The sequence below is a fragment of the Synechococcus sp. R55.4 genome (assembly GCF_047461935.1).
Taxonomy (GTDB): Bacteria; Cyanobacteriota; Cyanobacteriia; order Thermostichales; family Thermostichaceae; genus Thermostichus.
Genome location: NZ_JANSIF010000008.1, coordinates 14,347 through 40,934 on the forward strand (window position 1 = coordinate 14,347; position 26,588 = coordinate 40,934).

Genomic DNA, 26,588 nt, shown 5'->3' on the forward strand with positions numbered 1-26,588 from the left:
GAATTACCTGCCTTGTGGAAATAAATCTTCAACAATTTCCTGAGGCTTTTTGATCCAATCGTCCCGTTGTTTTTTCTTGTCTATCCAAAAGGCTGAGAATCTCAAGAGATTAGCCAAATCTACCGGAGTGGCGCCCAGAGCCTCTGACTCGCTTTGCAACTCGAATGCCCAGCTTTCCCAGGCATTGATCCAGTTCACCAAGGGATCCTGAACGGACTTCAGCTCCTCAGCTCGGTCTCGTCGCGCCAAAATGGTGGTGGTGGCCAGCTCAAACAGCTTGTTATTTGCAGAGATCACACAGCGCAGCGGCAATTCTTCGGCCAAACGATACAGTACAGGCCCCAGATCCAGTTCCGGCCCCTGCTGCAACCAGGCCCACCATTTCTCCAGCAGTTCCCCTTTCATCAGGGCCTCCAAGGTATTCCCGGATTGGTAAATGACTCGGAAGCAAAGACCATCCTTGCCAGGGATCTTTTTGGCCCGATGCTTCTCAGCCTCCCAGAGGTTTTCCAAAACGGTGGGAAGAGGGATCCCTTTGTTGGCGATCACCACGCCGATGCTCATGGTGGCTCCTTCGCCCATGGTGAAAAGGGGACGATTGGGTAGGCCGGAGAGATCTCGACCCGGCTGGGGATGCCAAAATCCTCCTTGCGATCTGAACTCGCCTTTGGGATCCGCTTTCCCACACCAAGCTGCACGCAGGGAGAGGAGATATTCGGGCAAATCTTCTAGGGGCAGCAAAGCCATGACATCATCCCCGCCACTGTAGACCACCCGACCGCAGAAGCGTTTTTCCGTTAAGTAAGGAACCAGCCGATTGGAGAAATCCAACAAGGCTCGGTTGAGGCCCACGTGGGTGGCCGGACCCATGCGCTTTTTGACATTCTTCAAAAGCTGCTGCCACTCCAAGCCATTTTTCTTCAATTGATCGGCAACTCCTTCGGCCAGGTAGGTTTCGTAGGGGTGCAGCCTGGAGCCGCTGACATACTTGCTCATGCTATCTCCATCGGCCAACACAATTGCCCACCAGTCAGAGGGACTGCCCCCGGATAGCCCCACCTGTCGATGGGCTTGATCCACGGCTTCTCGCAATAGGGCAATATCTTCAGGATCCTGAAGGCCCAGATCGTCCACCAGCCACCTGCTGGAAAACATCACTCCGTTGTAGGGTGCTTCTCCCCTCGTCTTCTGGGAAAGGGGTTGGGGATTAGGGATCATTCGCTCATCCGTCTTCGGCACCTGAAAGGGGCGGCGCGTCAGGGATCCAAACCGATCTCGATATTCAGGGAGATCCCACCTGATCTGCTGCTCCAGCACCTGCCAGTACAGTTTCACCTTTTCAGGAGCATCATGGGCAAAGCGGGCTGCTGCGATGGAGCTGAGGTTGGGAAACCGGATCAAGTTCTCCAGATCGTCCTCTTCTTTGGCCACCCCCAGAGACTCGGCAATGCCCCCGTACTTCCAGGCCATGCGTTTGGTCAGTTCCACCGCGTTCAACATCTCCGAGCCATTGAAAAGCCCCGGATAAACTTCGGCCATCAGTTTCCAGAACATGCGCAGGGATCCCGCCGGTAGCCCTGCCCCTTCACAGAATCGATCCCGATAGAGCAGATTGGGGTGAACTGCACTGTACATGCCTGAGAGGGTAGACCGCTCCCCAGGGGCCACTGGGACCTGCCAGGTACGGGTATTTTTGATGGCCTGAATCGACTGGCCCAGACGCGCCTGCAAGCTGCCCCACCAGGTGCCCACATTCAAATTTCCGTAGGCTTTTTCTTCAGGGTTGGTCGGCAATTCAAATCGGCTTTGAGCTAGGGTTTGCTGAGATTCTTTCCATAACGTGTAGCCGGGATCTTTGGTATTTGCCTGCAACGGCTTGTCGGGATCCCCTAGGGGGACCGAAGTCCAGTAGCTTTCCCAAGTGTGATCCAGTTGAGCATTCCAGAGCTTGTTCCATTCCCAATTGGATGGGTGCTTCCACTTCTCGAATTCTCTCTGGTAGTTGATGTGGGAGCCTTCAGTCGTACCCATCATTGGGGCAATCTTTTTCCAGATCTCCGAGCCTCTATCATTGAGGGTTTGGATACATCTCTCGCGGATATGATCCCGGACTTTAGTTCCGATCTCTTTCCAGATCTTGCGCATCTCCTGGGCCAGTTCCTCTGCAAAGGCTTTGGATTCTTTTCTGGGCAACAGAGCTGTGATCACATTGGGAAACCCGGCAGTGCTCAGGCTGGTGGACACGCAATCGTTGAATCGACTTATAGGAGTGGATCCCTGGGCATCTCCATTGCGGGTATCAAGCCGGTCGATCTCTCGGAAATAGCACTCAAACTCCGGAAACTTCTTCAGGATCCAGGCATCGATGATCTCCTGGCCCCACAGAGAAGGTGTGATCACCGCATCCGGCCCATAGCGCTCAGCAATGAACCAGCAGAGGCGGGCACTCAGGTAGTGCAGCAGATAGGATCCCGACCAAAAATCCAACAGCTTCCTAGAGGATTTGATGAACTCCTGCACCGGCGAGAAGGTGAACAACAAGAGATCGGCATGAGAAACCGAATTTGAGGGTTTCCACCCGCGCGGGAATAGGGCTCCGGCCAGCGCCGAGACAATACTGTTGTGATCGTGGATGGGACAGTCTGGGATGCGGGTGTCGGCAGGCAACAAAAGAGCAGCAGGAGTGCTGATCCCAGTTTCTTGAACCACCAATTGGGGATAAAACCGCCAGAACCACCAGAAGGCTTTTTCCGGATCCGCATGGCGCACCTGCTCATAGGGGATGATCCGATTTTGGATCTCCTCCAGTTGCGCTTCCGCTAGCTGACTCCAAATCTGGATATCCTGCTTTTCTCCCGACAGAGGGTGACGCACTTCCACTTGGGTAAGCCCGCCCAGTTGCTCCGCATCTTTATAGACGTTTCTGATGGTTAATCGATCTGAGGCGGCAGCGATGTGATCTGAAATCACCCCCTGATGAGACTGCCACCACTCCTCCAGCTCTGCCCCGTGATGATACAACTCCGCCACCTGCTGCCAAGGGCCTTTGCCGTTTTTGTACTGATACAAAGACTTGAGCTGGGGATCATGTAGCAGAGCAAACAGTTTGCGGCGGAAAAACATTTTTTCCATGAGTTCCACTCCCTCCAAAAGAAGCAATCTGCACACTTGAACAACAGCATAAACAGATACCTATATCCTGCTGCCACCGGTAATGCGAACGGCAAAATAGTTCATATTGCTAAACAACAAGGGATCCTGGCGGGGAGAGCACCTCTGGCCCACCCCAACTTTCCGCCTTGGCCAGGGTGTGGTCGGTGAGGGGATAGAAACGAATATGGTCTTCCGGCAAATAGAGACGAGGTTGAAGTCGGCGTTTCAAGTCTTGGTACTGATGCTGCTCCAGCCGGCATTCAAAGACGCTGTACTGAACCCGCCGGCCATAGCCTTCAAGCAAGTCAGAGACTTTCTTGCGTCGTTTGTTGTCGGGGATGTCGTAGGTGATGACGTAGAGCTGCATGTGAGATCTCTTCAGCGGATGAGGAACGGCAAGTAAACAGGGATCTGATCATTTACAAACTGCTTGTAGATCTGCACCTGCCGGTTGATGACGGCCCAGCGAGGGATCTCTTCTTCCCGCGCACCCTTGACGGGATCTTCCGGCTGCACCGTGTCCTCCATCCGCTGGATAAAGGCCCGCAGAACTTTGGTTCGGCCCTCTTGGGTGAGCATGCACCCCTCGATTTCATCTGTGAAGTCTTCAATCGGATCCATGACGCCGCTGTTGATCAGCCACAGCACGAGAGAATCAATCACTGGGGCACGAAACTCTTCCACCAAATCCGAGGCCAGGCAGGGGTGATTGTGGTGACCGGTGTGCAGACAGACATCCCTGGTAGGGATCCAAGCCCTGCAGCTCAATCAGGAGCAGAATGTGGTTCCACAAGAGCTGGTAGCCAAAGCTGAGCATGGCATTGACAGGATCCCGGGGGGGACGACGAGTGCGCGTCACCAGTTCAAAGCCAGGAGAGGTGAGGCACTCCCCCAGCGCTGGGTAGTAGACGGCAGCGGCAGCTCCTTCAAGGCCCATGAGCTGCTCTGGAGTTGTAGCTTCATCCATAGCCTGAATGAGTTGCTGGAGCTGAGCAATTTTCTCGCTGCTGACCTGAGATTTGCGGCGGCGTTGCCGCAGAAGAAGTACGCGGCAGTTGTGCAGCTTGGCTTTGAGGATCTGTCTGGCGGCCTCCAATTTTTGAAAAGGGGTCAGCAGAATCTGTTTTTCCTGAAGAAAACGACTCCCCCGCTGAACGGGCTGCAGGCGACCATAACAGTACCCCATCTGGGAAAGGTAGGCGATGGGGATGTTGCGCTCTAGGCAACTCTGGATCAGTTGGGTTGTGACTTGGGCGTGGCCGAAGATCAAGATCTGATCCAGGTGGGGCAATTGAGCCTGTTGAAGAACAACTCCAGCTCGTTTGACAACCAGTCGTTCCTGGTCGAGGCTGAGGTAGCAATCTTGTTGGGACACATAAAGTGTTCTGCCCATAAGGCCACTCCCAGAAGCCTAAAATTGAAGCTGAAGTGGAAGCAGGATGGAGCCTTCTTCAAGTTAAAAGTCAGGCCCAAGAATGCTGTAAGGAAAGATGCGAATGGCGAAAAAGCAGAGCAAGGCTTCTGGTACGGGATCCGTTCGTGACGGTGTGCTCCTGACGAAAGGATCCCTCCCCATGACTTTCCACCCCTCGCAAGCCTACGCCCATCCCCAAAGCTTTGATCGTCTGCTCTGCCTGATCGCCACCCTGGCTCAATATCCCGGCGTCGGCCATCTCAACGCGTCAAATCTTCCAGGTCGCGATGAGCAGGCTCCCCCCCGCCTGCAAGAACTTCTCTCGTACCTGCACGCTGTCGCTGCCCAGCAACAGATCGCTCTTCCTCCTTGTTCTCCCCACACTCTGCACAAAGATCTGCAAACCCTGAGATACTACGGCATTCTCGGAGATCAGACGTATCGTTGGGGCTACTATCTCGGCTCCAGCGCCATGACCGAACTGGAGTTCAACACCGCCCTTAGCGCCCTCCACTCCCAGGCCACCTACCAACGGGATCCCAAAGCCCAAGAGGCCTTTCAGGCTATTGTCCGCCGCCGCTGGGGCAAAAGCCACAGTTCAGAGAGTTTTTACCCGGTCAGAGCCCAGCTCAACCGCTCCATCATCCCCACAGATCCCACCCGGGTCAGCCGCAAGGGATCGGCTGTCCGCACCCTCTACAGCGCCCTCGACACCCTAGAAGCTGCCATTCTCCAGGGGCAGGCGATTCAGATTTGCCGTTCCTCAGATCCTTACCAGCAGGGTCAACAGGGATCCAAATCCATCTGGCCTCTGCAATTGATTCACTACGACATTGCCTGGTATCTAGCCTACGAGCAATCTGATACCCAGCATTTGGTGATCGGCCGCTTGGATCGCTTCGATGATCAGTGCCAGGTTCTCTCTCACCCGCCCCGCAGCCGCTCTCAACAACTGAAACGACTTAAACAAGTCCATGAGCTCCTGAATCAGGGCTGGGGTCTTTTCCTGGGCGAACCAGAAGAACAACGCCAGGAGCTATCTGGTCAACTTCCCTTCACGGAGATTACCGTCCGCTTCTACGGCGACACCATTCCGTTCATCCGCGAGGGAGGCTACCGTCACCCCAGCCAGAAGATCTTGACCCCCTCTAGACAGGGTCAGTACTTGGACTACCAAGTCCGGCTTCCCCCCCGTTCTCATGGGGAATTCATGCGCTGGGTCAACCGGTTCATGGGCAACGTTCAGATCCTGACTCCCCCAGAATTGGCTGAGCAGCACGCCAAACTGGCCGAGGAACAGTTGCAGCGATACAGAAGCAACCAGCAAGAGGCGGCCCAGAGGGAACTCGACGCAGACAAGACAGAGCGAATGGGATGAGACACCCAGGACACTGAAGGTCTCACTCCGGCAGACGAGCAAAGCTGACCCCTCGGTAGTAGTAGGCCAAAATTTGGCGGTAAGTCCAGCCTCGGCGGGCCAATTCTTGAGCGCCCCGCTGGCTCATGCCAATGCCATGCCCAAACTTGGGGTAGAGGCTGACATCCGGCAAGCTCATCAAATAAGGGATCCCACTCACCCCGACGGTTTGGCCGCCGCTGCTGGCGCTGTACATGGCATTGACAAACTGTCCCCCATACACCATGACCACGCCACGGGTGGCTTGCGTTGCTTCCAGGGCGGCTGCCGACCGCTGGGAAAGCCCTCGATACACCTGGGAGCGAGTATCGCTAAACACATCAAACCAACCGCGGGAGTTGCGATGGTAGAGAACGTAGCTGCGGGCCGCCACCGCCTGGGCCTTTAGGGCCTCTGGGAGAAAACGGGATCCCATTTCTGCATCCACCACACTGGCCACATAGTCTTCCAGATCCACGTAGTTGATGGCCATCACCAGGTTGTACCCGGTCAAGAGCACCTTGCCGGAATACCAGCGGCCATTCACCGCTACCAGGCCACCCTCCTGAGGTTCGATGAACAACGCCGGGTCAACCACTCCATGCAGATGCACCCCTCGAGGGCCGGGCTGAGCCAAAAACCCCTGCATAGGGGGCAACTCCGCCAGCACCTCTCCCCGACCGTTGATCAGGTGGGCAGGGAGAGAAACTCCCACCACCAGAGGGGCAGTAGTATGGGCCAATTGCACTCGCACCGTCACCCCCCAGACGGCTTCCACCCATCCCCAGAAGGCACTGACCACCAGGGATCCCAGCAGGGCCAGCCAATGCCGCGCTTCCATAATCCGTATCCAGAGTTGCTTTTTGTACACCAACTCCAGCTTAGGATAAGGCAAGTTTCCAGAAATGGGCCGGTTGGTTGGCAGCAACTGCAGAGGGCTTGAGCCTCAGTTCTTGACGGGGTGTGGGGGATCTGAGTATGGAACTATCTATGAACGGGATCCCGTTTCCAGCGGAGCGGGCCGATCCGGCGGCTCCAGAGGGTCGGGTTCTTGCGACCCAAGCCGATTGCGGCCGCCCTCTAGATGGACCGAAGAGCTATCCGGCCCCAGGCCCAAGGCAAAGCGCAGCGAGTCCCCCGGTCGTCCATTGGAGAAGAAGAGAAAAGAACCTAAGGAAGCCAGGGAAAGAAGAGCCGCATAGCCAAACATGGCTCGATAGCCGGTTCCCGCCGCCAAGGTGCCCAAGAGGGGCCCCGCCAGGCCGATGCCCAAATCGAACCCACACATCACCAAGCTAAACAGGCGACCCCGCTCCGCCGGCTCCGAGCGATCGGCCACGAGGGCAGAGATGAGAGGGATCAAAGTCCCAAAACCGCAACCCACCACGATCCCAGCAGCCAGAAAAGCGCCGGTGCTGTTGGCAACAATCAGGATCCCCATTGCCAAGGCATAGGTGGCCAAGCTGAGGGAGATAAATGGCCCCCGCCCATAGCGATCGGAAGCGCGACCGGTGAGCAGGCGCACTCCAAAGCTGGCAAAGGCCACTGCCGTATAAAAAAGACCTGGATTCAGGGGAGCTCCGGCTTCTTGGATTAACAAGGCCACAAAGGTGGTCTGGGTGCCGAAGGCCAACCCCACCAAAAACATCACCCAAGCGAGGGAGCGCACCTTCGGGCTGCCCAGAAAGCTCCAGAAGGCCCCATCCATCGGCAGGGATCCCCAATGCTCACGCCGCTGTTCTCGAACCAGTTGGGTACAAAGAAAGCCCACCAACCCCAGCAGAGCAGAGAAGAGAAACGAAGGGCCATAGCCGGCAAACTCCTGCAAAAAGCCGCCCAAAGCAGGGCCAATGGCTGCGCCGATCGGATTGACCAAACTCATGTAGCCCAGGATCTCGCCCCGTTTTTCTTCTGGGGCAAAATCCACCACCAAAGTCACATAGGCCGTGGCAAAAGCGGCGATGCTAACCCCATGAAAGGCTCGCACCAGCGCTACCCATGGGATCCAATCGGAGAGCCAGTATCCTATGGGGGCCATCCCCACCACCCCCATGCCGATAAGCAGCACGATCTGCCGGCTGTGGCCATCCGCCAGACGACCCAACGCAGGGCGAAAGGCCAGCAACCCAATCGAAAAGGCCCCCATTACCCAGCCCACTTGCTGGCTGGTGCCACCGGCATCTCTGACGTAGAGAGGCAACGTGGGCAGCAGCGAGGATAAACTGGCCCAAAAGAGCAGCCCAGCCACAAACAAAATGCCCAAGTTGCGCCGCTGTGCCGGCTGTAGCTGCTCGAATACCCTCACGCCAACTCCTTGTGCAAAATGGGACTCAAAGCGTGCTCCCAGAACCGCGCCCTGGGATAGAGCCACCTTCGCTGGATCCCTCAGTCCAAAATATTTAGGTGCTAACCTTTCTGATTGTAACCGTATGGCCTGAGGCTGTGAACCGGCCCTGCTCAGCTTTGAAGGTGCTTCCGGTTTGGGACAACAGCGAACCCAATTGACATTCTCCCCACAGCTATAGCTTGCTTCTGCGAAGCAGTAGCCGGGGGATTCTTTCTCAGCCAGCAGAACAACCCCCACTGACTGAGCTACATCGGGCGTGAGGTTAGTACCGCAACCCAATGGGAGACGCCAAAGCGCTCCGCACCGCCGCAGGCGTTCGCGAAAGCGTCGCGTAGCGATAAAGCAAAAGCCGCCCTTGAGGGCGGGGCTTGCAACCCAGTTTTCTTGGTCACTGCAAATTGGTTTGAAACAGCCCAAGTGTAAGGACTCCGTCCCGCTGGCGCGATCAGCACCGCCCCAGCCCCTCTCCCAGGGGAAAAGGGGAGTTCGCAACCTAGGTTGAGAGGTTTACCCCCATTGACAACAACCCTGCTGTGTCGCTGGGGTCTCGGAGGAGTGGTGAACAACGTCCAATCAGCCTCCGCTGGGGGCCGGGAAAGAGCCTGTTACCGCGCGGATCTTCTGTCGCCGCCCGGCTCGCTCGATCTCCAGCTCCAGGGTGCTGCCCACCTCAGTGCGCTCCACCTCCTGTTGCACCTGATCGGCTGTGGTTACGGCACGACCATTGATGGAGAGAATGACATCCCCAGACCGCAGCCCTGCCCGTTCCGCTGGGGATCCCTGGATGACTTCGCCAATCAGTACACCCTGATCCACCGTTATCAAAATGCGGCTATTGGGATCCTGGTTGAGGCGCTCCTTCAGCTCTGGAGTCAGCGTCAGCATGCGGATGCCCAGGTAGGGGTGATCCACCTTGCCGCGAGTGATCAACTGATTGGCCACCCGCTGGGCCGTCTCAATGGGGATGGCGAAGCCCAACCCTTGCGCTCCCTGGATGATGGCGGTGTTCACCCCTATCACCTCCCCTTGAGCGTTGAGCAGCGGGCCGCCGGAGTTGCCGGGGTTAATGGCCGCATCCGTTTGGATAAAAGATACCCGCTTGTCAGGCACCCGAATCTCCCCGCTGGAACGGCCCAAAGCGCTGATGATCCCAGCCGTAACGGTGTTATCCAAACCCAGGGGGTTGCCGATGGCAATGGCCCACTGGCCCGGCTCCAGGGTTTCCGAGCGCCCCAGCTTCACGGTCGGCAGGTTCTGGGCGTTGATCTTCACCACGGCGATGTCCGTAACCGGATCCGAACCGATTACCTGCCCATCAAAGCTGCGGGTATCCTTGAGCGTCACCGTTACCTTGTCGGATCCCTCGACCACATGGGCATTGGTGATGATCTGGCCGTCTGGGCTGATGATGAACCCAGAGCCGGTTCCCTGCTGTCGCCGCTGCCGAGGGATGGAAGGGATCGCTTGGCCGAAGAAATCTCGGAAAAAGGGATCGCTGAAAAACTCCTCCGGAAAAGGGGCAGGGGCGCGCACCGTCCGCTCAGCATCGATGCGAACCACCGCCGGCCCCACCTTTTGCGCCACATCGGCGATGAAATTCAGGTTCAGTTGGGGCGGGGTTGTCGTCGTTTGGGCAGATACCCCCTTGCCCCCCACCAGAGCTGCTCCCAGCCCAATGCCCAGCAGCACCAGCAGCACCGACGAGAGAAGAGACTTCCAAGTGGAAACGGCAGAAGGCTTGAACAAGGATTGGGCAGGTTGGGCAGAAGCTTCTGACCTGGGAGAGGGCTGGCCCGGCATGGATGTGCTGCGCTTCATAGCTACAAGAAGAGGGTTGGGATGCTGCAAGACTTCGGCCCCACGCAGGGGAAGAAACCTAGAGCCTAATCTAACATGGACAGCAGGGATCCCAGAGTGGGCAACCCTAGCGTTTTTCCGTACTTCTATCTGGAGCGAAGAGCAGCGGAATCTGCTCACCCAAGGTAGCCCATCTCCCATTCAGTTGGCTTTGATCACGATAGTGAGGCCAGGAAAGCTTTTGTTCCCGACTTTGGCCGGTTTGCAGCTAACGTAGGAATAATGAATGGGGGTAAGACCATGACCAACCCAGCCAGCCGCCTGTTGGCTCCTCTGCTTGGTGGATTGCTCTCGGCACAGATGGCCGCCCCAGTTTTGGCGCAAATGGGGCCCTTGCCACCACCGCCTCCTGGAGAAGGATGGCGTCCTGTGAATCCTCGCCCCCTTCCCCCTGGCCCTCAACCCCTGCAACCTGGCCAGCCCTTTCAACTGCAAACCACGTTGCTATTGCGCTCTGGGGATCTGATCCAGGCGGTGCATCGCTCCCCAGAAACCCTCTTGATTGCCCCTGGGGAAACCCGCGCCGTCAGCCTTAGCTTGGATACCCCTCTGCGGGATATCTACGGCAACATGGTCGTCCCGGCGGGGGCTGTTTTGGAAGGCCAATTTCAGCCGGTGAGCGGCGGCACCCAGTTTGTTTCGCGGGCTTTGATTTTCAACGGCCAATCCTACCCCCTCTACGCTCAGAGCCAGGTTATCCCGCTGCGCAAGGATCCCCGCCACACTTCCGGGGAAGCGATTGTGCAAGATGCCTTGATTGGGGCAGCTGCGGGGGCCATCTTGGGAGGCTTGTTCGGCGACCGCGTGATCTCGACGGAGAAAGTGCTGGGCGGAGCGGCGGCAGGGGCTGTCATCGGCAATGTAACGGCGCCGGAAGTGGCGGTGATCGACGCCAATGCCAACTTGACTCTGACGGTCACCCAAGATTTTCAGCCCTACCTGCCCTAGCGAGCTTCTGAAAACAGCTCTGGCCCTAGGGACTGGCCGTGAGCCGATCCAAAATCTCGTCGTGGGAGAGGCCCTTGCGCACCCATTCCTCGCAGTGGTGCAGCCGCTGAGCCGTGCCGATGAGGAAGCGGTTGAGATCGGCCCCCAGGGATTCGCAGGTGGTCTGTACGCAGATGAGATCCCGCCCCGAAAGCAAGGAGAAGAGGCTGGCCAGCATTCCCGCCTCCAAATATCCGGCAGGCTCTCGCCGTGCAGAAGGTTCCTCCGGGTTGAAGCTGGCGCGAGCGGCAAGGGCAAACCTGGAATGGCGGATCCCGGCCTGAACCAAGCCGTGGTCGGCGGCGGAAAAATCCAGCTCCAGGCGTCCCCAGCCGTGGGTAGCCCAGAGATCGCTGAGGGCATCCAGGAAGATCCCCATCGGCAATTCCTGCGGCGGCTGCTGGTAGTAGCCGGAAAGCTCGTCTTCAATACGGCGGAAAAACGCCTCTCCCCAATCGCGGCCACAGTTGTAGAGAATGACGCGGGTGGCTTGGCCGGTTTCGTAGCGCAGGCCGGAGTAGAGAGCTTCCAGCAGGGGCATGGGAAAGGCCGCCAAGCGGTATCCTCCGCGGCTGTAGAGCAGTCCGGTGTGGATGTCAGGGCGGATGTAGTAGGCAGGGCTAAAGCAGTGCCCAGGCAAGATCTGGTCTTGCAGAATCTCTTGCAGGGAGATCATGGCTATTCTCGCAGTCAGGTGGACAAGAGGGCGGGGATGGATAGATTGGGGAGCGGCTGGAATTTTTGGCGTGAGGGAATGAATGATTAAGGAGTGAGCTGTATAAGCTGTATACAGTAAATCGGGAGAAGGAGGTCGCTATCGGAGGGCGCAGGGAACTTTGGTGAATAGATTGAGGGCGAATGGACTCAGTTAACCAGCATGGATTTGGCCAAAAGCAGATAAGGACGGATCATCTCGCTCTCTTCTGCCCCAAAGATGTAGGTCAGGGAGTCGAGCATTAACTTGTAGGCAGGCTGGCATTGGTCGCGCATCTTGAACGATTTCAGGATCGTCTCCAGCCAGTAGAGCAATTTATCCCTCAGGTAGTCTTCGTCGTTGAGCAGCATGGCCATGCAGCAGTAGCGCCACACCATGCTCAGATCCCGGCGGCAGCGCTCCCAGGCCAGGTGACCATGCTGGCGGATTAAATTCGGCATCATCGGCTGAAACTTCTCCATCACCCGATCCAGCAGCTCTTGTTCTTTGGCCTGCAGAACCTGGTAAAGGCGGACCCGCTTCGGGATCCCTTCCACGTAGGCGTGTAGAGTTTTCAACTCGTCCGGGCGCAGATAGCGGCCTTCGCTTTGTTGCATCAGCTCGGCAACCCTTGAATTCATAGATAGAGCCTCCTTCAGTGGGCTTCACACAAACATTTCCGCCAAGGTGAGAGCCCGCTCCGGCGGAACTGTGGGCAGGTCAACCTCGGCCTCAGACCTAGAAGAAGAGGGGGAAGGGAACTGGGCCTGAGAAGTGGCGCAGACAGCTTGTAGCTCTTGCCAGTAGGTGGCAAGCAAACCCTGCTGATCCGCCGGCAGGGATCCCTGAACCACTGCCCGTAGCTGAGCGAGCGCTTGCGGCAACCCTAGGTACTGTTCCATCGCACCAAGAGTTACCTGCTGCACAGGGGTGGGATCCCCCAGCAACAGACTCAGGCCCAGGGAGCGCAAACAAAAGGCCAATTGACGAGCCAAGAGGCGCTGAGCCGGGGTTAGAGAAGGTTCTGCCCCCTCTCTGGCGGGATTGCTGCTGGGCAACGCTGTCGCGACGGGGGTTGGCCCCTGCTGTTGCAAGACCCTTTGGATCCAGGTCAGCTCCTGCTGTTGTAAGACCTGGTAAAGCTCCAGCCGTTCTTGAAAAGAGAGAGAGTAGCGAATCAGGTCTTGCAGATCGTCGGGTGTTAAGTAATCCCCTTCTCGCTCGGCAATGCGTTCTGGCCAAGAGTGAAGGTCATCCATGGGTGAAGTCTCCTTAAAAACAGAGGGCAAAACAAAACCGAGATCCCTGAACAAACCAGAGCTAGAGCAAAGCTCCGCCAAACAAGGCGGCAAAATCCTCAAGGGTAAAGGGATCCTCTGCCGGCAATTCCGGCAGCGGCTCTGAGCGTGGGCAGATGCCCGACCAATTGAAGCCGGCAAAAAACTGTCCCACCGACTGGGCAAAGAGCACGGGGGACTGCGGCGGCAGTTCTTGAGCGGAGGAAGCCTTGGCCGGGGGTCGGTTATCCCAGTTCAACCCCTGCAAAAAGACCGCCAGCGGCTGGGTTAAGTCCAGATCGGTGTCTAAGTTGAAGGTGACCATGGGCGTTTCTCCAAAGTGTCGAGGGATCCCAGAGAGCCTTCAAAAGCCACAAGCAAGCCTCACAACTGGTGCAAACGCTGCTCGATCTCGCGGGCGCTGGCCCCTTCGGTGATCCAAAAATTGGCGGCATCAATGCGTTCTTGCCCGCCCAACAGGAACTTGCAGTAGGTTTCCCCCATGGCGTAGCACTGGATCTCGATGCAGGCCAGCTCGCGGGAAGTCATAGCGGTGAAAAACCCGGCAAATAGCCCGGCATAGAGATGACAAACCGGCTTGCCCACATCCCCAAGGGTGCGAGCCACCATCGAGTCAAACAAGTTGATAAACAGGAAGCCTTTTTGTTTGGATTCGGTTTCCACCTCCCACTTGCCCCAGCCCTGAGCCGTAAAAGGCCACCACCAAGTCTCCAGCAAAAACAAAAGGTTGGACTGTTTTACGCCAATCCCATACTCCCGCTCGTACCACTCGGAGAAGTGCTTGGCATCGCGGATGCCCCAATCTCTGCCAATGGTGTACATCACCGCCGCCGAAGCATCCCCCACCTCCCGTTCCAAGCCTGTTTGCAAGCCCACAATAAAGTCTTCGCTGAGCAGGAGATTTTGCGTGTTGTTCCAGTCGATGATCGTGCCCTGATCTCGGTTGAAGCGGAAGAAATCGCGGTAACTGTAGTGGGCATGCTTGTCGCGGCCCACAGGCATGGTGACTGCAGGACGGGGATCCGGTCGAGATGTGGTGGCCATGGCGCTCTCCTGATAAAAAATGGATAATTCTAGATTGCAAAGCAACAGGATTTGGTGGGATTTGTAGGGATCAACTGGGCCAGACAATGCCAATGAGTCAACAAAATGAATGGCTAAGCATTCGATAAACTTGGTCAGCTATCTGAGGGATCCAACATTGTTCAATCCTTGGTTGATTGTCTATAAGACAATGCCCGCTGAGCCCAAGGGATCCCTGAACATCGACAATCCATCAAACTTCCCGAGTTTGGGCCAGCGTATTGCCAATGATGCGGAAGTCCTCATTTTCTAGCTGCTTAACAGTAGAGCGAGTGATGATCTTGCCCTGCTCCACCAAAACCTTCCCCGTCCGTGGGTGCAGCAGGTCTTGTTCGGCCCGCCGACCGATGAGCACTTCGATATCCCTCAGCGAGTTCACGTACATCCCCGGCGGCAGCTCCACCACCACGCCATCGGAAACCACCCGCGCCTGACAGGCCAGCCGGGAATTGCTGCGGGCGCTGGTAATGGTCTCCAGAGTCTTGGCCTCGCGGGGGGTGATGGGAGTGAGGCTTTCCATTCCCTCTTTGACGTAAACATGACAGGTGGCGCAGAGGCCGCGACCGTTACATTCCCGCGAAACCTGCAGCTCCTCCGACAAAATGGCCGACAGCAGATTGCTGTAGGTATCGACCTCCGAGACACGAGATAAAGGCTCTAGCCGGATTTGTTTAACCATAGATGGGATCCAAACACTAAGGGCAGGCAAGAAACCCCGGCGGGCAAGATCTACTGCAAAAGCAACGCAAACAAATCACAACAATTAACTCCCTTCCCTGCAGTCCTTCTGCAGGTCTACGGCAACACCTGATTTCCCAGTCGATTAAAGTTAAATGTAGGTCACCTCAGATGATGAGTCCCGCACAAGCAACTCTGGGGAAGGCTATATTCTTTACTTTATTTTGGATTTGGATGAGGTCATCTTGGATGAAAATGTCATAATCCTTAACTACGGATAAACACGGAATCTTTTTATCGCCCAGAAAGCCACAAAGTGAAATCACGTAAATCAGAGCCAACGACAATCCTTTTGTAAATATTTATCGCGGATCTACGTCGGTTGTTCTATCGTCAAGGTAAATCTCAAGTAGGCTCTTCATAGTCTTTTGTTGGCAGTTTTGTTGCAGAGGGATGTGCTGAAGTCCGCCGTAAAAGCGTATCGAGCCATTTGCTATTCCCTTCATAATTTCTTTAAAGTAGTCCCCCATTTTGTCTGTAAATCGATCTTTTCTGTTTTTGTTGGCTTCGTCGATTGGGAGCTAGGGTTATGGAATCGCGCCAGCGCCGGCAGGATCCGCAAACGTTGCAAAACCTGTTGCGGGCCGCCTATCAGCAGCTTTTGGAACGCCAGCCCTACCAGCACGAGAAAGCGGGAGAACTGGAGAAAATCGAGCAGGACTTTCTCCGCGGGCGGATCGGGATTAAGCGCTTGGTTCGCCAGATTGGGGGATCCCGTCTTTATCAGCGGCTGTTTTTCAGTGCCGGCTGCAACACCCGCTGTGTGGAGCAGGGTTTCAAGCACTTTTTGGGGCGGGCCCCGGCCAGCAAAGCTGAGGTGGCCACCTACCACGATATTCTGGTGCATCACGGCTTTCAGGCCATGGTCAATGCCTTTATCGACTCTGAGGAATACCGCCACCATTTCGGCAACAACCATCTGCCGCAACCCCGTCAACGGCTAAGCGGCCACCCCCCCTTGGCCTACTTATTGACGGATCGGATGAACCGGCGCCACGGGCTGGGGATACAGGGATCCCCACTTTTGCACAGCCTGGCGGTGATGTGAGTCGGGGATCCCTTAGGCAGTGGGGCCGGGGAGGAAGTCGAGGGTGTAGGCTTGGCCCACATCCAAGTTGGCTTCCACCGTTCCCAGGGCAACCATCTCCCGGAAGTAGGTTTGCCAGCGCTGGTGGGTCATGGCGCCGATCCCCAGCGTGGCGGCATCTCCACTGGTGAGAAGGCCGTAGTCTTTTAGGGCTTGGTGGGCGTAGGCCAGGAGGGCCTCGCTCATGTTGGGGTTGTCTTGGCGGATGAGGCGATTGCCGGGGCGGGGATCCTCTAGGTAGCTCTGCCAGCCCTGGATGGAGGCAGCTACAAATTTTCGCACCTGCTCCGGGTGCTGTTCGGCAAAGGGGCGGGTGGTCTCCAGGGTGGTGGCGTAGGGGGAATAGCCGTAGTCGGCCAGCAGAAAAACGACGGGATCAAAGCCCCCCTCCTGGCGCACGCGGAAGGGCTCGGAGGTCACATAGCCCTGCTGGGCAGAAGACTTGTCCAGCAAGAAGGGCGTGAGGCTGAGGTTGTAGGGGCGCTTCTGCTCGTCGGTAAAGCCAAATTTGGCCCGCAAAAAAGGCCAGTAGGTGAGGTTGGCCCCCGGTGACACCCAGATGGGCTTGCCCCGCAGGTCTTCCAGGCGCTCGATGCCCACCCCTGGATGGGCCAAGAGACACTGGGGATCCTTCTGGAAAAAGGCGGCCACGGTGAGAACAGGGATCCCAGCTTGCAGAGCCGCCAGAGCGTCGGGGCTGCCGCCGAGCACAAAATCTGCCGCTCCCCCGGCTAGCAGTTGCAGCACGTTAACCGCCGTTCCCCCCATGCGGATTTCCACCTGCAGACCGTAGTCGGCGTAGATGCCGGTGGCCAGGGCTTGGTAAAAGCCGCCGTGTTCGGCCTGGGCGTACCAGTTGGTGACCAGTCGCAAGGGCCGGGATCTGGCCGAAGAGGGGCGGGAGCCCGCTCCTACTGCTAGCAGAGCAGCTCCACTGGCCAAAAAACGCCGCCGCGGCCAAGGCTCTGGAGTTACACCGGACATAGGCAGGGATCCTCAGGCGGCCACGCTTTCAGTATCTCGCAAGTAGACCAGTTTTTCCTCAGGCTGGCCACCCCTTGGAAGAGGAGCTGTTGGGAGGCGTCTTCGATTTATATTTGCAAAGCAAGCGGGATCCCCTTCTTACAAGGGGCAAGATCGACATTCCAAGGGGTAGGGCATGGGCAAGGTGTATCTAGTGGGGGCAGGGCTGGGCGGGCGGGCGGGCCTGACGCAGGGAGCACTGGAGATCCTACGGCAGGCTGAGGCTATCTGGATCGACGAGCTGGTGGATGAGCGCTTGTTGGCAGAGTTGCCGCCGCAGGCGCAGGTGTGGCGACGCTCTGGGCCAGGAAGCCTCCAGGAGGGCATCCATTGGCTTATCCAGCGCTGCCGAGAAGGCAAACAGGTGGTTCACCTCAAGTCAGGGGATCCCTTGATCTTTGGCCGCGCTCGCGAGGAGATCCAAGCCCTTAGGGAGGCGGGCTGTCCCTTTGAGATTTGGCCGGGGTTGTCGTCGGCCCTGGCTGGCCCCCTCTGGGCAGGGATCCCCCTGACCGATAAGCACTTAAGCCGCGTTTTTGCCGTGCTGACTGCCCACGATCTAGAGGCCTTGCCCTGGAGCGCCCTGGCCCAGTTGGATACTTTGGTGATTTTGATGGGATCCCGGCAGCGACAGCACATTGGCGCACGGCTGATGGAGTCTGGGATCCCGGCAGACCGACCGGTGGCCTTGATCTGGGGGGCGGGGCAAGCAGAGCAACAGGTGTGGGTAGGCACCTTGGCCGAGCTGCAGCAGGGGGAGAGTCAGGCAAAGTTGCCGGGTCTGCTGGTGGTCGGGGAGGTGATCCGGTTGCGGCAGGACTTTTTGCCGGGGATCCCACCCTTGCCGCCACCGGCTCCTTTGGCAGGCAAGACGGTTCTCGTCACCCGTTCCGAGGGGCAATCACCAGCTTTTTGTGAGTTGCTACAGGCCCAGGGAGCGCGGGTGCTGGAGATGCCGACCCTGGTGATCCAGCCGCCCACGAGCTGGGATCCCTTGGATACAGCCATTGCCAACCTGGAACAATTCGACTGGCTGCTGCTGACCTCTGCCAATGGAGTGCAGGCTTTCTTTGAGCGGCTGCAGCGGCAGGGGCGAGATAGCCGAGCACTCCACTCCCTGCAAGTGGCGGTGGTGGGATCCAAAACCGCTTCCGTGCTGGCCCAGTACGGCATTCGCCCGGATCTGATGCCCTCCGAGTTTGTGGCCGAAGCCCTGCTACCCATTTGGCCGCAGCCAGTGCAGGGGCAGCGCATCCTCTTTCCCCGCGTTGAGTCAGGAGGGCGGGAGGAGCTGGTACAGGGGTTGCGGCAGCGAGGAGCAGAGGTGGTGGAGGTGGCCGCCTATCAGTCCGCCTGTCCAGCAGCAGCGGATCCCCAGGTGGTGGAGGCTCTGAAGGCCCGTCAGGTGGACATCCTCACCTTTGCCAGCTCCAAGACAGTACAGCATTTTGCCCACTTGATCCAGCAGGCAGGGCTAGGCCCTGAGATCTGGGATCCACCCGTGCAGATTGCCGCCATTGGCCCCAAGACGGCCGCAACCTGCAAGGCTGCATTTGGTCGAGTGGACATCGCAGCCCAGGAGTATACTTTGGAAGGATTGGTGGAAGCCCTCATCCAAGCGACCAACCGTTCTACCTAGCCTTTTCAGGCCGTTCGCGGTAGCGGTGCAGAGTACCCAGGTGCTCCTCATAGTGAGCCCCCATCAGCCAAACGGAACTCTCCTGGCCCGGCATCCCAATAGATACACCCAGACACCATGTGGCAGACGGCCAAGCTCTACGAAGACATTCTTTACGAAAAAACGGATGGCATTGCCAAGATCACCATCAACCGTCCCCACAAGCGCAACGCCTTCCGCCCCAAGACCATTGCCGAGCTGATTGATGCGTTTGCCGATGTGCGAGAGGATCCCAGGATTGGAGTAGTGCTCTTAACAGGCGCCGGGCCCCATACCGATGGGAAGTATGCCTTCTGCGCCGGCGGGGATCAAAGCGTACGGGGCGAGGCCGGTTACCTGGATGAGGCCGGGATCCCTCGTCTCAATGTGCTGGATCTGCAGCGCATCATCCGCTCTTTGCCCAAGGTGGTGATTGCCCTAGTGGCAGGCTACGCCATTGGGGGTGGCCATGTTTTGCATCTCATCTGCGACCTGACCATTGCCGCCGACAACGCCATCTTTGGGCAAACCGGCCCTAGGGTGGGCAGCTTCGATGGGGGCTTTGGGGCCGCCTACCTGGCGCGAGTGGTGGGGCAAAAAAAAGCCCGCGAGATTTGGTTCCTCTGCCGCCAATACACCGCAGCCCAAGCCCTAGAGATGGGTCTGGTCAATGCCGTGGTGCCAGTGGAAGAGCTAGAAGCTGAAGGGATCCGCTGGGCGCAAGAAATTCTCCAGCACAGCCCCTTAGCCATCCGCTGCCTCAAAGCCGCCTTCAACGCCGACTGCGATGGGCAGGTGGGGCTGCAGGAGCTGGCCGGAGATGCGACGTTGCTGTTCTACATGACCGAAGAAGCTGCTGAGGGCAAACGCGCCTTTTTGGAAAAGCGCCCACCTAACTTTCGCCAGTTTCCCTGGCTGCCATAGTTTGTTTGTTTTCATTTTTTCATTAATTCCACTTCCCCGAAGGGAAGCAACCTTGGGGGACTGTGAACTATGCCAAGGCCCTAGGAGTGCGGTTTCCATTAATTCCACTTCCCCGAAGGGAAGCGACAATAGCGGCTAGTTTCAATATCGCTGCCATCCCACAGTCGCGTTTCCATTAATTCCACTTCCCCGAAGGGAAGCGACTCGTCATGAATGAGCCTGGCCCGTCCCTGCAGCCGGGTTTCCATTAATTCCACTTCCCCGAAGGGAAGCGACTTCGGATCAACTCTGAACGTATGTCGATCCAGACTGGTTTCCATTAATTCCACTTCCCCGAAGGGAAGCGACCCTAATACCGGTTCTGAGGTTGATGGAAGGACTGCACTTTCCATTAATTCCACTTCCCCGAAGGGAAGCGACCAAGTGTTGTATCACTTGGGTTTCCGATCACTAGCACTTTCCATTAATTCCACTTCCCCGAAGGGAAGCGACTATCGGCATCCCGATCCTGAATTGGACATGATGATCCTTTCCATTAATTCCACTTCCCCGAAGGGAAGCGACTCTGGAGTTCAGGTTCGAGCCCGGAGTGAACTGGATCTTTCCATTAATTCCACTTCCCCGAAGGAAGCGACTCTCTCGATCTCCACGGCCAGCTTGACCAACTGCAGACTTTCCATTAATTCCACTTCCCCGAAGGGAAGCGACTGGGCGATATCTTGAATGGGTATGTCGATTACCAAGAGTTTCCATTAATTCCACTTCCCCGAAGGGAAGCGACTTTGGGTCAATTACTATGAACGCTTTGCTTACTTTCGTTTCCATTAATTCCACTTCCCCGAAGGGAAGCGACAAAAAGCTAGAAGCCTAGTCTCACAAACCTAAACAGGTTTCCATTAATTCCACTTCCCCGAAGGGAAGCGACAGGAAAAGTGTTGAGCTACATCCCATGGTATCACGCAGTTTCCATTAATTCCACTTCCCCGAAGGGAAGCGACTAGGCGTAACGGGCCCAAGACGGCTAACTCCAGAACAAGTTTCCATTAATTCCACTTCCCCGAAGGGAAGCGACAGGAAAAGTGTTGAGCTACATCCCATGGTATCACGCAGTTTCCATTAATTCCACTTCCCCGAAGGGAAGCGACTAGGCGTAACGGGCCCAAGACGGCTAACTCCAGAACAAGTTTCCATTAATTCCACTTCCCCGAAGGGAAGCGACTATTATTATCATTCCTGCTACCCCTGAGAAGTTGAAGTTTCCATTAATTCCACTTCCCCGAAGGGAAGCGACCTGGATGAATTCAGACTGCCCCAAAATCGTAAGCTACGTTTCCATTAATTCCACTTCCCCGAAGGGAAGCGACTATCCCCACACGCGTGGGGGTGAACCGAGCTCAGAAGAGTTTCCATTAATTCCACTTCCCCGAAGGGAAGCGACAAAATAACAGTAGAAGTCTATTGAAGTTCCTTGAATGTTTCCATTAATTCCACTTCCCCGAAGGGAAGCGACTGCTGGAGTGGCAGGTTGGCCCTCAGAATGATGGCGTGTTTCCATTAATTCCACTTCCCCGAAGGGAAGCGACTCCAGGTTCGCTTGATTAATTTCCCACCTGTTTTTGAGTTTCCATTAATTCCACTTCCCCGAAGGGAAGCGACTCCTCAAAGTAGAGGAATCCCTCGTGGACGACTGCAGTTTCCATTAATTCCACTTCCCCGAAGGGAAGCGACTAGGCGACGAGCGGCAAGTGGTGCGCGGGTTCTTGGTTTCCATTAATTCCACTTCCCCGAAGGGAAGCGACACGAGATTACGTTCCAGGTTGTTGAGATCAGCCTGGTTTCCATTAATTCCACTTCCCCGAAGGGAAGCGACCCCCCCCCATTATAACCCTTACCCAGAGCGGGATCCAGGGGCCTAGATCGACAGGGTCTCGTTTTCGGCTGCAATTTCCCCTTATTTTTCTCTGCCGAGAGGCCTGAAACCCTTGCCCAGAGCGGGATCGACCGGGTCAACGGAAGAATCAGGGTTTGAGGCTTGTCGCCGACCCTGTCGCTAACTGGGTTGGTGTAGAAATTGACATGGATCCTCCTGCCCCCCTTGAGGTTGCTGGGGAGCTGCCTCTGAGAAGCGGAAGCAGGGGGCCAATGAGGGCAAGATGAGAGGCTAGGGAGCGACGACATAGCAATCTTGGGAGAGGCGCTCGTTGCCTCCCCACTTTGCCAGCTTGCTTCCGCCGCAGGCAGGTATGAAGACCGGGCTTGAGACCCGGTTTTTAGGTAAAACTCCCTGAGTAAAAGTTCTCAATAGAAACTACCAAAGTTACTGCAGGAGCTGGGATCCCAATTTGGGAAGCTTGCGAACCCTAAATGCCTGGGGACTTGCTGGGTGGGCTTTCTTCGGCTACTGCTTGCCTGCGTCGATCCCCGATGCCGCAATCACCACAGCATTCCGGTCGCTTGAAGTCGTCCCAATGGATGCAAGCCCGGCAGCCTTTCAGCATTTCCGGCCAGCGCTCCCGAATCAACAGTTGCCGCAGTTTGACTTCCCGTGACTCCTGAAAGGGGTGTTGGAATTGATCCATAGCTATTGGGTTTCCCAGCTCTCTTATCTGGTATAAAAGCAGATTTGAGTTTGGGATCGAGAAATATCAGTATAGCTTAAGGTTTGGGTGACCCAATCTTTTCTGCTGGTTCTAAGACAGCCGAGATAAATCAATCCACTTTTATCCATCACCTTAGGAAAAGATTTACCAAAAAATGTAAACAGTTTACACAAAACTTAGCCCATTTTTTCTCCGCTCAAAACAAAGGTGGGATCCAGTGCCAGCAGCATTTGAGTCCGACCGCGGTGTTCCAGGCGGTTCACCGCCGATTGAATCACCTCCACATGACGAGCTCGCACAGCGGCCAGGCCAGCGGAAAGGCCGTAGAGCTCATCCAAAGAGTTGGTCGTCGCCACGACCCGTCCGTTGGGGCTGAGATGGCTCCAGCAGGCTTCCAAGATCTCGCGTAGAGGATGGCCCCCCTCAATGCAGATGCGATCCGGCGCTGGAGAAAGGTGTTGCAGACAATCGGGGGCAGTACCTTGAATCACCTGCACGTTGGCGAGGCCAAATTTCCGGCAATTGCTCTCGATCAGGCTGACCACCTCTGCATCTCGCTCGATGGCGATCACGCGAGCTTTGGGGCACAGAATGGCTGCTTCAATGGCAATGGTGCCGGTTCCGGCGCCGATATCCCATAGGCAGTGGTTCTCTCCCAGGCGCAACTGGCTCAGCACCAACACGCGCACCTCGCGAGGGCTCATCGGGATCCCCGGGATGCGTTCAAAGGCAGAGTCCGGGATCCCTGGGGTGCGGTAGGGCCAAGAGAAGGCAGTTGACATGGGAAAGTAGCGTCGCAGAGGAAGTTTGCTTGCCATATCCCTCAGCATAGAGCGAATGCTCAACAGGCCATCTCCAACCTGATAGGGGTGCCGCTTCTCCCGCCCAATCATTGCCCAGATGGGCACCACAAACGCCCTCTGAGCTTAACGGAGTGGTTGGAGCAATTCCCAACCGGCAAAGCTGCAGTCCAAAACCAAAATGATCCTGCCCCCTTGAGGAATCGAGTTGGACACTAGGGAAGTTCTGGAGACAAGCGGGATCCCTTTTACCCAAGAGCTCATTTTGCGCTGGATGTAGCTGGTGCTGCCGGAAAAAGTTGTAGTTGGGGCAATGTTCAGTACAAGAGGATCTTAAGAACGTTTCCTTGAACTGGAGCCTATCAAACCATCCATCCAAAGAATAAGCTTTGCTCGCAGATACAGCCAAATCTCATCATTTGCCCGCAACAGGAATAGAACATATAGGCTCAATACGACGAAAACACACAGGTTCCCTAAAAAAGTGTAGGTTTGGATAATTTGATCGGTGCTCCAGCCAAAGTCGTGGTTTAGGCGGTTCATATCCCCCCTGGCATCTCCTTGGCCGCCCAACAAAGTTCCCCAGGGAACCTCGGCCAATCCCAGTCTGATGCTGTGCCATTCCCAAAAGCTTCTCCACAGGCTGCTGCTCGCGATCCCCAGCACGACAAATCGCAAAGAGTCCCATCGCCAACGATCTGGCAGGGGAAAATAAAAGCTGGCCATCAAAAAGGTGCTGAGATAAAACTCCCCTCCAACACCACCAAAGGTAATCAACAGATCCTGAGTGCGATTGGGCATCAGCCAGGTCATATAGAACTGGAATAGGGCAAGAAGAACGGCCAGCGCCTGTAGCCATCTCATCTGCTCCTGGCGGGCCGACCAGAACAGCAAAATCAGCAAAAAGAGGATTCCAAAATACACAAAGGGATCCCTCTGGGAGCTAACGCTTGTCCAGCCGATGGGCAGAGGCAAAGCCCGATACCCGCTCCACCAGGCGATGGTGGCATGGCCGAGCTCGTGAATCCAAATGTGCCAAGGCAAATGCAGCAACCGCAATAAGCCGATGTTGTTCACCATCAGGGCCACCGCAAACGCAGCCGGGTAAGCCCAAGCGTTGACTGCCCAGTTATCGAAGGAAAACCGATCCCAACGCCGCCGGGATCCCAGCTTTAGGCTCTGCCGCCAGAGCAAACGTGAGCCGCGGAAAGCGCAAATTTCCACTTGCTCCAGCCGTGGGATCCGCAGTTGCTTCAAGATCAGAAACAGTTGGGCGGCGGCAACTTGGGGGGAGAGCGCAGGCTGGTACAGGGATCCCAGCAGGTGGACGTGCAGGGTCTCGTCGGCAAAGTCTACCTGAGCACACCAGCGACGCCGCAGCAGTTCTGTCCGCACAACCTGCACAATTGACTGGGCGTGTCCAGCTCGGGCCAGGGCTAGGGGATCCGGTGGCCTGGGCATCCCAAGATACCTCGTCGGAGAACAAGCAGTGGGATGGAGAAGATACGCCCATTATCCTCTGGCCCCGCAAGCAAGAGCGGAATTGCGCTCCTTCTCAGGCTGCTCCGAAAGCAGGTTGGTATAGTTGCAGGTGTGGGGAGTGGATGGAAGGTCATGCCCGAATTTGGCAAGCCGGGGTCAAGGCAGATATGGGGGGCGATGCTGCTGTTGAGCTTGGCGGGGGCAGGGCTGTTTCCCCCGGAATCTGTCCAGGCTCAGGCGATTACAGCCCCAGGTTTATCGCGCATTGAGCGTTGGTACTACGACCCCCAGCAGGGGCGGCTGGAAGTCAATACACAGGGAGAGGTGCGGCCTTTCCTGTTTGTTCTGCAAAACCCCCCCAGAGTGGTGCTGGATTTTCCCAACACCCGCTTCGGACAGGAGCCCCAGACCCAGACCTTTGCAGGCCGTGTCACCTCTCTGCAGATTAGCCAGCTTACGGATACCATTACCCGCTTTGTGCTGTATCTGCAGCCGGATCAGCCCCTCAGCCTTAACCACCTGCAACTGCTCACTGCCGGCCCCTCCCGCTGGGCTGTTCAATTCACCCAGGCCGGATCTCTCTCTTCTTCTCCCCCTTCATCTGCCGGCTTATTGGGAGGTTCCAGGGATCCCTTCCCGCCGTCCCCGCCTTTGCCGACACTGCCTCCCCGACGCCCGGCACCCACCCCATCTCCTCGCTCCGGCCATCAAATTTTAGAGGTATCCCCGCAAGCAGAAGGCTTTTTTATCCGTACCCAAGGCAGCCCCTCCACTACGGTGCGGCGCATCCTCGATCCGGATCGGGTAGTGGTGGATTTTCTCAACACCACCCTCAGCCCTGCCCTCACCCAGCGAGCTTATGTCATCAACCGTCTGGGGGTTTCGCGGCTGCGTATCGGGCAGTTTGAGCCCACCGTTGCTCGGGTAGTGCTGGATGTAGATTCCTCCGGTGGCGATTGGGAAGCCCGCTACGACCCACAGCGAGGTGGGATCTGGATCCAGCCTGCCGGGGGTGCTGCCCAGGCCAGCCTTTTGCCCGAGGTCAGCTCTGTCAACAGCAGTGGGCCGCTGGCGACGTTGCAATCGGTTCAGCTCCAGGGCAACCGGTTGATCATCAGCGCCGATGGATTCATGTTCTACCGGGCCGGCTGGGATCCCGAGAGTGGTGGCTACCGCATCAACGTGGCGCCCGCTCGCCTGCCCCAGTCTATGCCGGATCCCGGCTTGCCGGTTGGAGGGCCGGTGGAGCGGATCCGCTTTGTCCAGGAAGATGCCCGCACGGTCAGCATTCTGGTGCAGCCCGCCGAGGAGTTCAATGTCTTCGAGCCCAACCCCGGCCAGGGATCCCGCCGCATTACCTTGGAGCTGCGACCTCTGAATGCTCCTCCACCAATACCTCAGCCGCAGACGCCCGGCCCTGCCTCCCCTTCCACCCCCCAATCTCTGAACCGGACGGTCATTGCCATCGACCCCGGCCACGGGGGACGGGATCCCGGTGCCATCGGGGTGGATGGGATCCAGGAGAAGGACATCGTGCTCTCCATTTCCCACCAGGTACGACGACTGTTGCAGGAGCGGGGATATGGAGTGGTGATGACCCGCACCGATGACCGGGAAGTGCTGCTGCAACCGCGGGTGGATATGGCCGTTCAGGCCAATGCTGCCCTGCTGGTGAGCATTCATGCCAACGCCCTGGATCGCTCCGGCATTCACGGCATCGAGACCTATTACCTGCGACCCGATAGCGCCGAGCTGGCCGCCATCTTGCACCGCAGCTTGGTCAGGGCCACCGGTGCTGCTGACCGGGGGGTGAGACGAGCCCGCTTTTTTGTGGTGCGGGAAACACCTGTGGGTATGCCCTCCGTGCTGCTGGAGTTGGGATACGTAACCAACCCAACCGAAGGGCGAAAATTGGCTACTGCCGAATATCAGGCTCTCTTGGCGCGGGCTATTGCCGATGGTATTGAGACCTTCTTGCGCAGCCGCTAGCCGTTCGGCTGAGCTTGTTGGTGTTGATCACAACTGAATCCAGTTGATCTCACAGGGAA

The 26,588-nt window shown here is 57.0% G+C and carries 23 protein-coding genes and 2 CRISPR repeat arrays; of the genes, 6 read left to right on the forward strand and 17 right to left on the reverse strand.

Going from position 1 to position 26,588, the window contains the following annotated elements; genetic code table 11:
• Positions 1-3 precede the first annotated feature (3 nt).
• The 4 genes from cas10 to cas1 form a co-directional block, all read right to left on the reverse strand.
• A complete protein-coding gene (cas10, locus tag NW842_RS03215; RefSeq protein ID WP_414417459.1) occupies positions 4-3,132 on the reverse strand; it encodes a type III-B CRISPR-associated protein Cas10/Cmr2 in 3,129 nt (1,042 codons plus the stop codon).
• A gap of 109 nt (positions 3,133-3,241) precedes the next feature.
• Positions 3,242-3,520: a CRISPR-associated endonuclease Cas2 gene (cas2, locus tag NW842_RS03220; RefSeq protein WP_414356002.1), complete on the reverse strand. Its 279-nt coding sequence runs from the start codon at positions 3,518-3,520 to the stop codon at positions 3,242-3,244.
• A gap of 11 nt (positions 3,521-3,531) precedes the next feature.
• A complete protein-coding gene (locus NW842_RS03225) occupies positions 3,532-3,816 on the reverse strand; it encodes a CRISPR-associated endonuclease Cas1 (protein WP_414417460.1) in 285 nt (94 codons plus the stop codon).
• A complete protein-coding gene (cas1, locus tag NW842_RS03230) occupies positions 3,809-4,546 on the reverse strand; it encodes a CRISPR-associated endonuclease Cas1 (protein ID WP_414417461.1) in 738 nt (245 codons plus the stop codon). The genes NW842_RS03225 and cas1 overlap by 8 nt, the downstream gene beginning before the upstream one ends.
• A 181-nt stretch (positions 4,547-4,727) precedes the next feature.
• On the opposite strand from cas1, the gene NW842_RS03235 reads away from it, so the two are divergent.
• Positions 4,728-5,945: a helix-turn-helix transcriptional regulator gene (locus NW842_RS03235; RefSeq protein WP_414398453.1), complete on the forward strand. Its 1,218-nt coding sequence runs from the start codon at positions 4,728-4,730 to the stop codon at positions 5,943-5,945.
• A gap of 22 nt (positions 5,946-5,967) precedes the next feature.
• On the opposite strand, the gene NW842_RS03240 is transcribed toward NW842_RS03235, so the two are convergent.
• The 3 genes from NW842_RS03240 to NW842_RS03250 all read right to left on the reverse strand — a co-directional run bounded on the left by NW842_RS03240 (position 5,968) and on the right by NW842_RS03250 (position 10,128).
• The gene (locus tag NW842_RS03240) at positions 5,968-6,858 is read right to left on the reverse strand and encodes a SpoIID/LytB domain-containing protein (protein WP_414417462.1); all 891 of its coding nucleotides are present in this window, start codon (positions 6,856-6,858) and stop codon (positions 5,968-5,970) included.
• 93 nt (positions 6,859-6,951) lie between these two features.
• A complete protein-coding gene (locus tag NW842_RS03245; RefSeq protein ID WP_414417463.1) occupies positions 6,952-8,268 on the reverse strand; it encodes an MFS transporter in 1,317 nt (438 codons plus the stop codon).
• Positions 8,269-8,883: 615 nt separating this feature from the next.
• A complete protein-coding gene (locus NW842_RS03250) occupies positions 8,884-10,128 on the reverse strand; it encodes an HhoA/HhoB/HtrA family serine endopeptidase (protein WP_414417464.1) in 1,245 nt (414 codons plus the stop codon).
• Between the two features lie 279 nt (positions 10,129-10,407).
• Here NW842_RS03250 and NW842_RS03255 point away from each other — a divergent pair, with 279 nt between their 5' ends.
• Entirely contained in the window at positions 10,408-11,115 is a 708-nt protein-coding gene (locus tag NW842_RS03255; RefSeq protein WP_414417465.1) for a hypothetical protein, read from the forward strand.
• Positions 11,116-11,140: 25 nt separating this feature from the next.
• On the opposite strand, the gene NW842_RS03260 is transcribed toward NW842_RS03255, so the two are convergent.
• From NW842_RS03260 to NW842_RS03285, 6 genes are all read right to left on the reverse strand, one after another.
• Positions 11,141-11,830 carry a V4R domain-containing protein gene (locus NW842_RS03260; RefSeq protein ID WP_414417466.1) on the reverse strand — a complete coding sequence of 230 codons (690 nt, stop codon included), beginning with the start codon at positions 11,828-11,830 and terminating at the stop codon, positions 11,141-11,143.
• Positions 11,831-12,018: 188 nt separating this feature from the next.
• Complete coding sequence (locus tag NW842_RS03265) at positions 12,019-12,489, reverse strand: phycobilisome protein (protein ID WP_414344046.1); 471 nt, start codon at positions 12,487-12,489, stop codon at positions 12,019-12,021.
• A gap of 24 nt (positions 12,490-12,513) precedes the next feature.
• The gene (locus tag NW842_RS03270) at positions 12,514-13,107 is read right to left on the reverse strand and encodes a hypothetical protein (RefSeq protein WP_414417467.1); all 594 of its coding nucleotides are present in this window, start codon (positions 13,105-13,107) and stop codon (positions 12,514-12,516) included.
• 61 nt (positions 13,108-13,168) lie between these two features.
• Positions 13,169-13,450 carry a hypothetical protein gene (locus NW842_RS03275; protein ID WP_414417468.1) on the reverse strand — a complete coding sequence of 94 codons (282 nt, stop codon included), beginning with the start codon at positions 13,448-13,450 and terminating at the stop codon, positions 13,169-13,171.
• A gap of 59 nt (positions 13,451-13,509) precedes the next feature.
• Positions 13,510-14,190 carry a V4R domain-containing protein gene (locus NW842_RS03280; RefSeq protein WP_011432222.1) on the reverse strand — a complete coding sequence of 227 codons (681 nt, stop codon included), beginning with the start codon at positions 14,188-14,190 and terminating at the stop codon, positions 13,510-13,512.
• A gap of 232 nt (positions 14,191-14,422) precedes the next feature.
• Positions 14,423-14,908 carry a 2Fe-2S iron-sulfur cluster-binding protein gene (locus NW842_RS03285; RefSeq protein ID WP_414331883.1) on the reverse strand — a complete coding sequence of 162 codons (486 nt, stop codon included), beginning with the start codon at positions 14,906-14,908 and terminating at the stop codon, positions 14,423-14,425.
• 588 nt (positions 14,909-15,496) lie between these two features.
• Between NW842_RS03285 and NW842_RS03290 the strand changes: the two genes are divergently transcribed.
• Entirely contained in the window at positions 15,497-16,015 is a 519-nt protein-coding gene (locus NW842_RS03290) for a phycobilisome rod-core linker polypeptide (protein WP_414417469.1), read from the forward strand.
• Positions 16,016-16,027: 12 nt separating this feature from the next.
• Here NW842_RS03290 and NW842_RS03295 read toward each other — a convergent pair whose 3' ends face one another.
• A complete protein-coding gene (locus NW842_RS03295) occupies positions 16,028-17,038 on the reverse strand; it encodes an ABC transporter substrate-binding protein (protein WP_414417470.1) in 1,011 nt (336 codons plus the stop codon).
• A 175-nt stretch (positions 17,039-17,213) separates the two neighbouring features.
• Between NW842_RS03295 and cobA the strand changes: the two genes are divergently transcribed.
• Both cobA and menB read left to right on the forward strand, forming a co-directional pair.
• The gene (gene cobA, locus NW842_RS03300) at positions 17,214-18,716 is read left to right on the forward strand and encodes a uroporphyrinogen-III C-methyltransferase (RefSeq protein WP_414417471.1); all 1,503 of its coding nucleotides are present in this window, start codon (positions 17,214-17,216) and stop codon (positions 18,714-18,716) included.
• Positions 18,717-18,833: 117 nt separating this feature from the next.
• Positions 18,834-19,658 carry a 1,4-dihydroxy-2-naphthoyl-CoA synthase gene (menB, locus tag NW842_RS03305; RefSeq protein WP_011432215.1) on the forward strand — a complete coding sequence of 275 codons (825 nt, stop codon included), beginning with the start codon at positions 18,834-18,836 and terminating at the stop codon, positions 19,656-19,658.
• A 15-nt stretch (positions 19,659-19,673) separates the two neighbouring features.
• Positions 19,674-20,223: direct repeats of the CRISPR family, unit length 36 nt; unit sequence GTTTCCATTAATTCCACTTCCCCGAAGGGAAGCGAC.
• A gap of 107 nt (positions 20,224-20,330) precedes the next feature.
• Positions 20,331-21,528: a CRISPR direct-repeat array (repeat unit 36 nt; unit sequence GTTTCCATTAATTCCACTTCCCCGAAGGGAAGCGAC).
• Positions 21,529-22,018: 490 nt separating this feature from the next.
• Here menB and NW842_RS03310 read toward each other — a convergent pair.
• The 3 genes from NW842_RS03310 to NW842_RS03320 all read right to left on the reverse strand — a co-directional run bounded on the left by NW842_RS03310 (position 22,019) and on the right by NW842_RS03320 (position 24,519).
• Positions 22,019-22,237, reverse strand: a complete 219-nt coding sequence (locus tag NW842_RS03310; RefSeq protein WP_011432028.1) for a hypothetical protein — start codon at positions 22,235-22,237, stop codon at positions 22,019-22,021.
• A gap of 197 nt (positions 22,238-22,434) precedes the next feature.
• On the reverse strand, positions 22,435-23,040 hold the full coding sequence (gene cbiT / locus NW842_RS03315; protein WP_414358065.1) for a precorrin-6Y C5,15-methyltransferase subunit CbiT: 606 nt from the start codon (positions 23,038-23,040) through the stop codon (positions 22,435-22,437).
• 351 nt (positions 23,041-23,391) lie between these two features.
• Positions 23,392-24,519, reverse strand: a complete 1,128-nt coding sequence (locus NW842_RS03320) for a hypothetical protein (RefSeq protein ID WP_414417472.1) — start codon at positions 24,517-24,519, stop codon at positions 23,392-23,394.
• A 198-nt stretch (positions 24,520-24,717) separates the two neighbouring features.
• On the opposite strand from NW842_RS03320, the gene NW842_RS03325 reads away from it, so the two are divergent.
• Positions 24,718-26,529: an N-acetylmuramoyl-L-alanine amidase gene (locus NW842_RS03325; protein WP_414417473.1), complete on the forward strand. Its 1,812-nt coding sequence runs from the start codon at positions 24,718-24,720 to the stop codon at positions 26,527-26,529.
• Positions 26,530-26,588: the final 59 nt, after the last annotated feature.

Excerpts from the sequence above, each read along its gene's own strand:
- NW842_RS03280 (WP_011432222.1), bottom strand. The coding sequence starts at position 14,190 with ATGGCCACCACATCTCGACCGGATCCCCGTCCTGCAGTCACCATGCCT.
- NW842_RS03235 (WP_414398453.1), top strand. The coding sequence starts at position 4,728 with ATGACTTTCCACCCCTCGCAAGCCTACGCCCATCCCCAAAGCTTTGAT.
- NW842_RS03290 (WP_414417469.1), top strand. The coding sequence starts at position 15,497 with ATGGAATCGCGCCAGCGCCGGCAGGATCCGCAAACGTTGCAAAACCTG.
- NW842_RS03310 (WP_011432028.1), bottom strand. The coding sequence starts at position 22,237 with ATGGATCAATTCCAACACCCCTTTCAGGAGTCACGGGAAGTCAAACTG.
- NW842_RS03255 (WP_414417465.1), top strand. The coding sequence starts at position 10,408 with ATGACCAACCCAGCCAGCCGCCTGTTGGCTCCTCTGCTTGGTGGATTG.
- menB (WP_011432215.1), top strand. The coding sequence starts at position 18,834 with ATGTGGCAGACGGCCAAGCTCTACGAAGACATTCTTTACGAAAAAACG.
- cbiT (WP_414358065.1), bottom strand. The coding sequence starts at position 23,040 with ATGTCAACTGCCTTCTCTTGGCCCTACCGCACCCCAGGGATCCCGGAC.
- NW842_RS03320 (WP_414417472.1), bottom strand. The coding sequence starts at position 24,519 with ATGCCCAGGCCACCGGATCCCCTAGCCCTGGCCCGAGCTGGACACGCC.
- NW842_RS03325 (WP_414417473.1), top strand. The coding sequence starts at position 24,718 with ATGCTGCTGTTGAGCTTGGCGGGGGCAGGGCTGTTTCCCCCGGAATCT.
- NW842_RS03260 (WP_414417466.1), bottom strand. The coding sequence starts at position 11,830 with ATGATCTCCCTGCAAGAGATTCTGCAAGACCAGATCTTGCCTGGGCAC.
- NW842_RS03275 (WP_414417468.1), bottom strand. The coding sequence starts at position 13,450 with ATGGTCACCTTCAACTTAGACACCGATCTGGACTTAACCCAGCCGCTG.
- cas2 (WP_414356002.1), bottom strand. The coding sequence starts at position 3,520 with ATGCAGCTCTACGTCATCACCTACGACATCCCCGACAACAAACGACGC.
- NW842_RS03265 (WP_414344046.1), bottom strand. The coding sequence starts at position 12,489 with ATGAATTCAAGGGTTGCCGAGCTGATGCAACAAAGCGAAGGCCGCTAT.
- NW842_RS03285 (WP_414331883.1), bottom strand. The coding sequence starts at position 14,908 with ATGGTTAAACAAATCCGGCTAGAGCCTTTATCTCGTGTCTCGGAGGTC.
- cas1 (WP_414417461.1), bottom strand. The coding sequence starts at position 4,546 with ATGGGCAGAACACTTTATGTGTCCCAACAAGATTGCTACCTCAGCCTC.
- cas10 (WP_414417459.1), bottom strand. The coding sequence starts at position 3,132 with ATGGAAAAAATGTTTTTCCGCCGCAAACTGTTTGCTCTGCTACATGAT.
- NW842_RS03270 (WP_414417467.1), bottom strand. The coding sequence starts at position 13,107 with ATGGATGACCTTCACTCTTGGCCAGAACGCATTGCCGAGCGAGAAGGG.
- NW842_RS03250 (WP_414417464.1), bottom strand. The coding sequence starts at position 10,128 with ATGAAGCGCAGCACATCCATGCCGGGCCAGCCCTCTCCCAGGTCAGAA.
- cobA (WP_414417471.1), top strand. The coding sequence starts at position 17,214 with ATGGGCAAGGTGTATCTAGTGGGGGCAGGGCTGGGCGGGCGGGCGGGC.
- NW842_RS03295 (WP_414417470.1), bottom strand. The coding sequence starts at position 17,038 with ATGTCCGGTGTAACTCCAGAGCCTTGGCCGCGGCGGCGTTTTTTGGCC.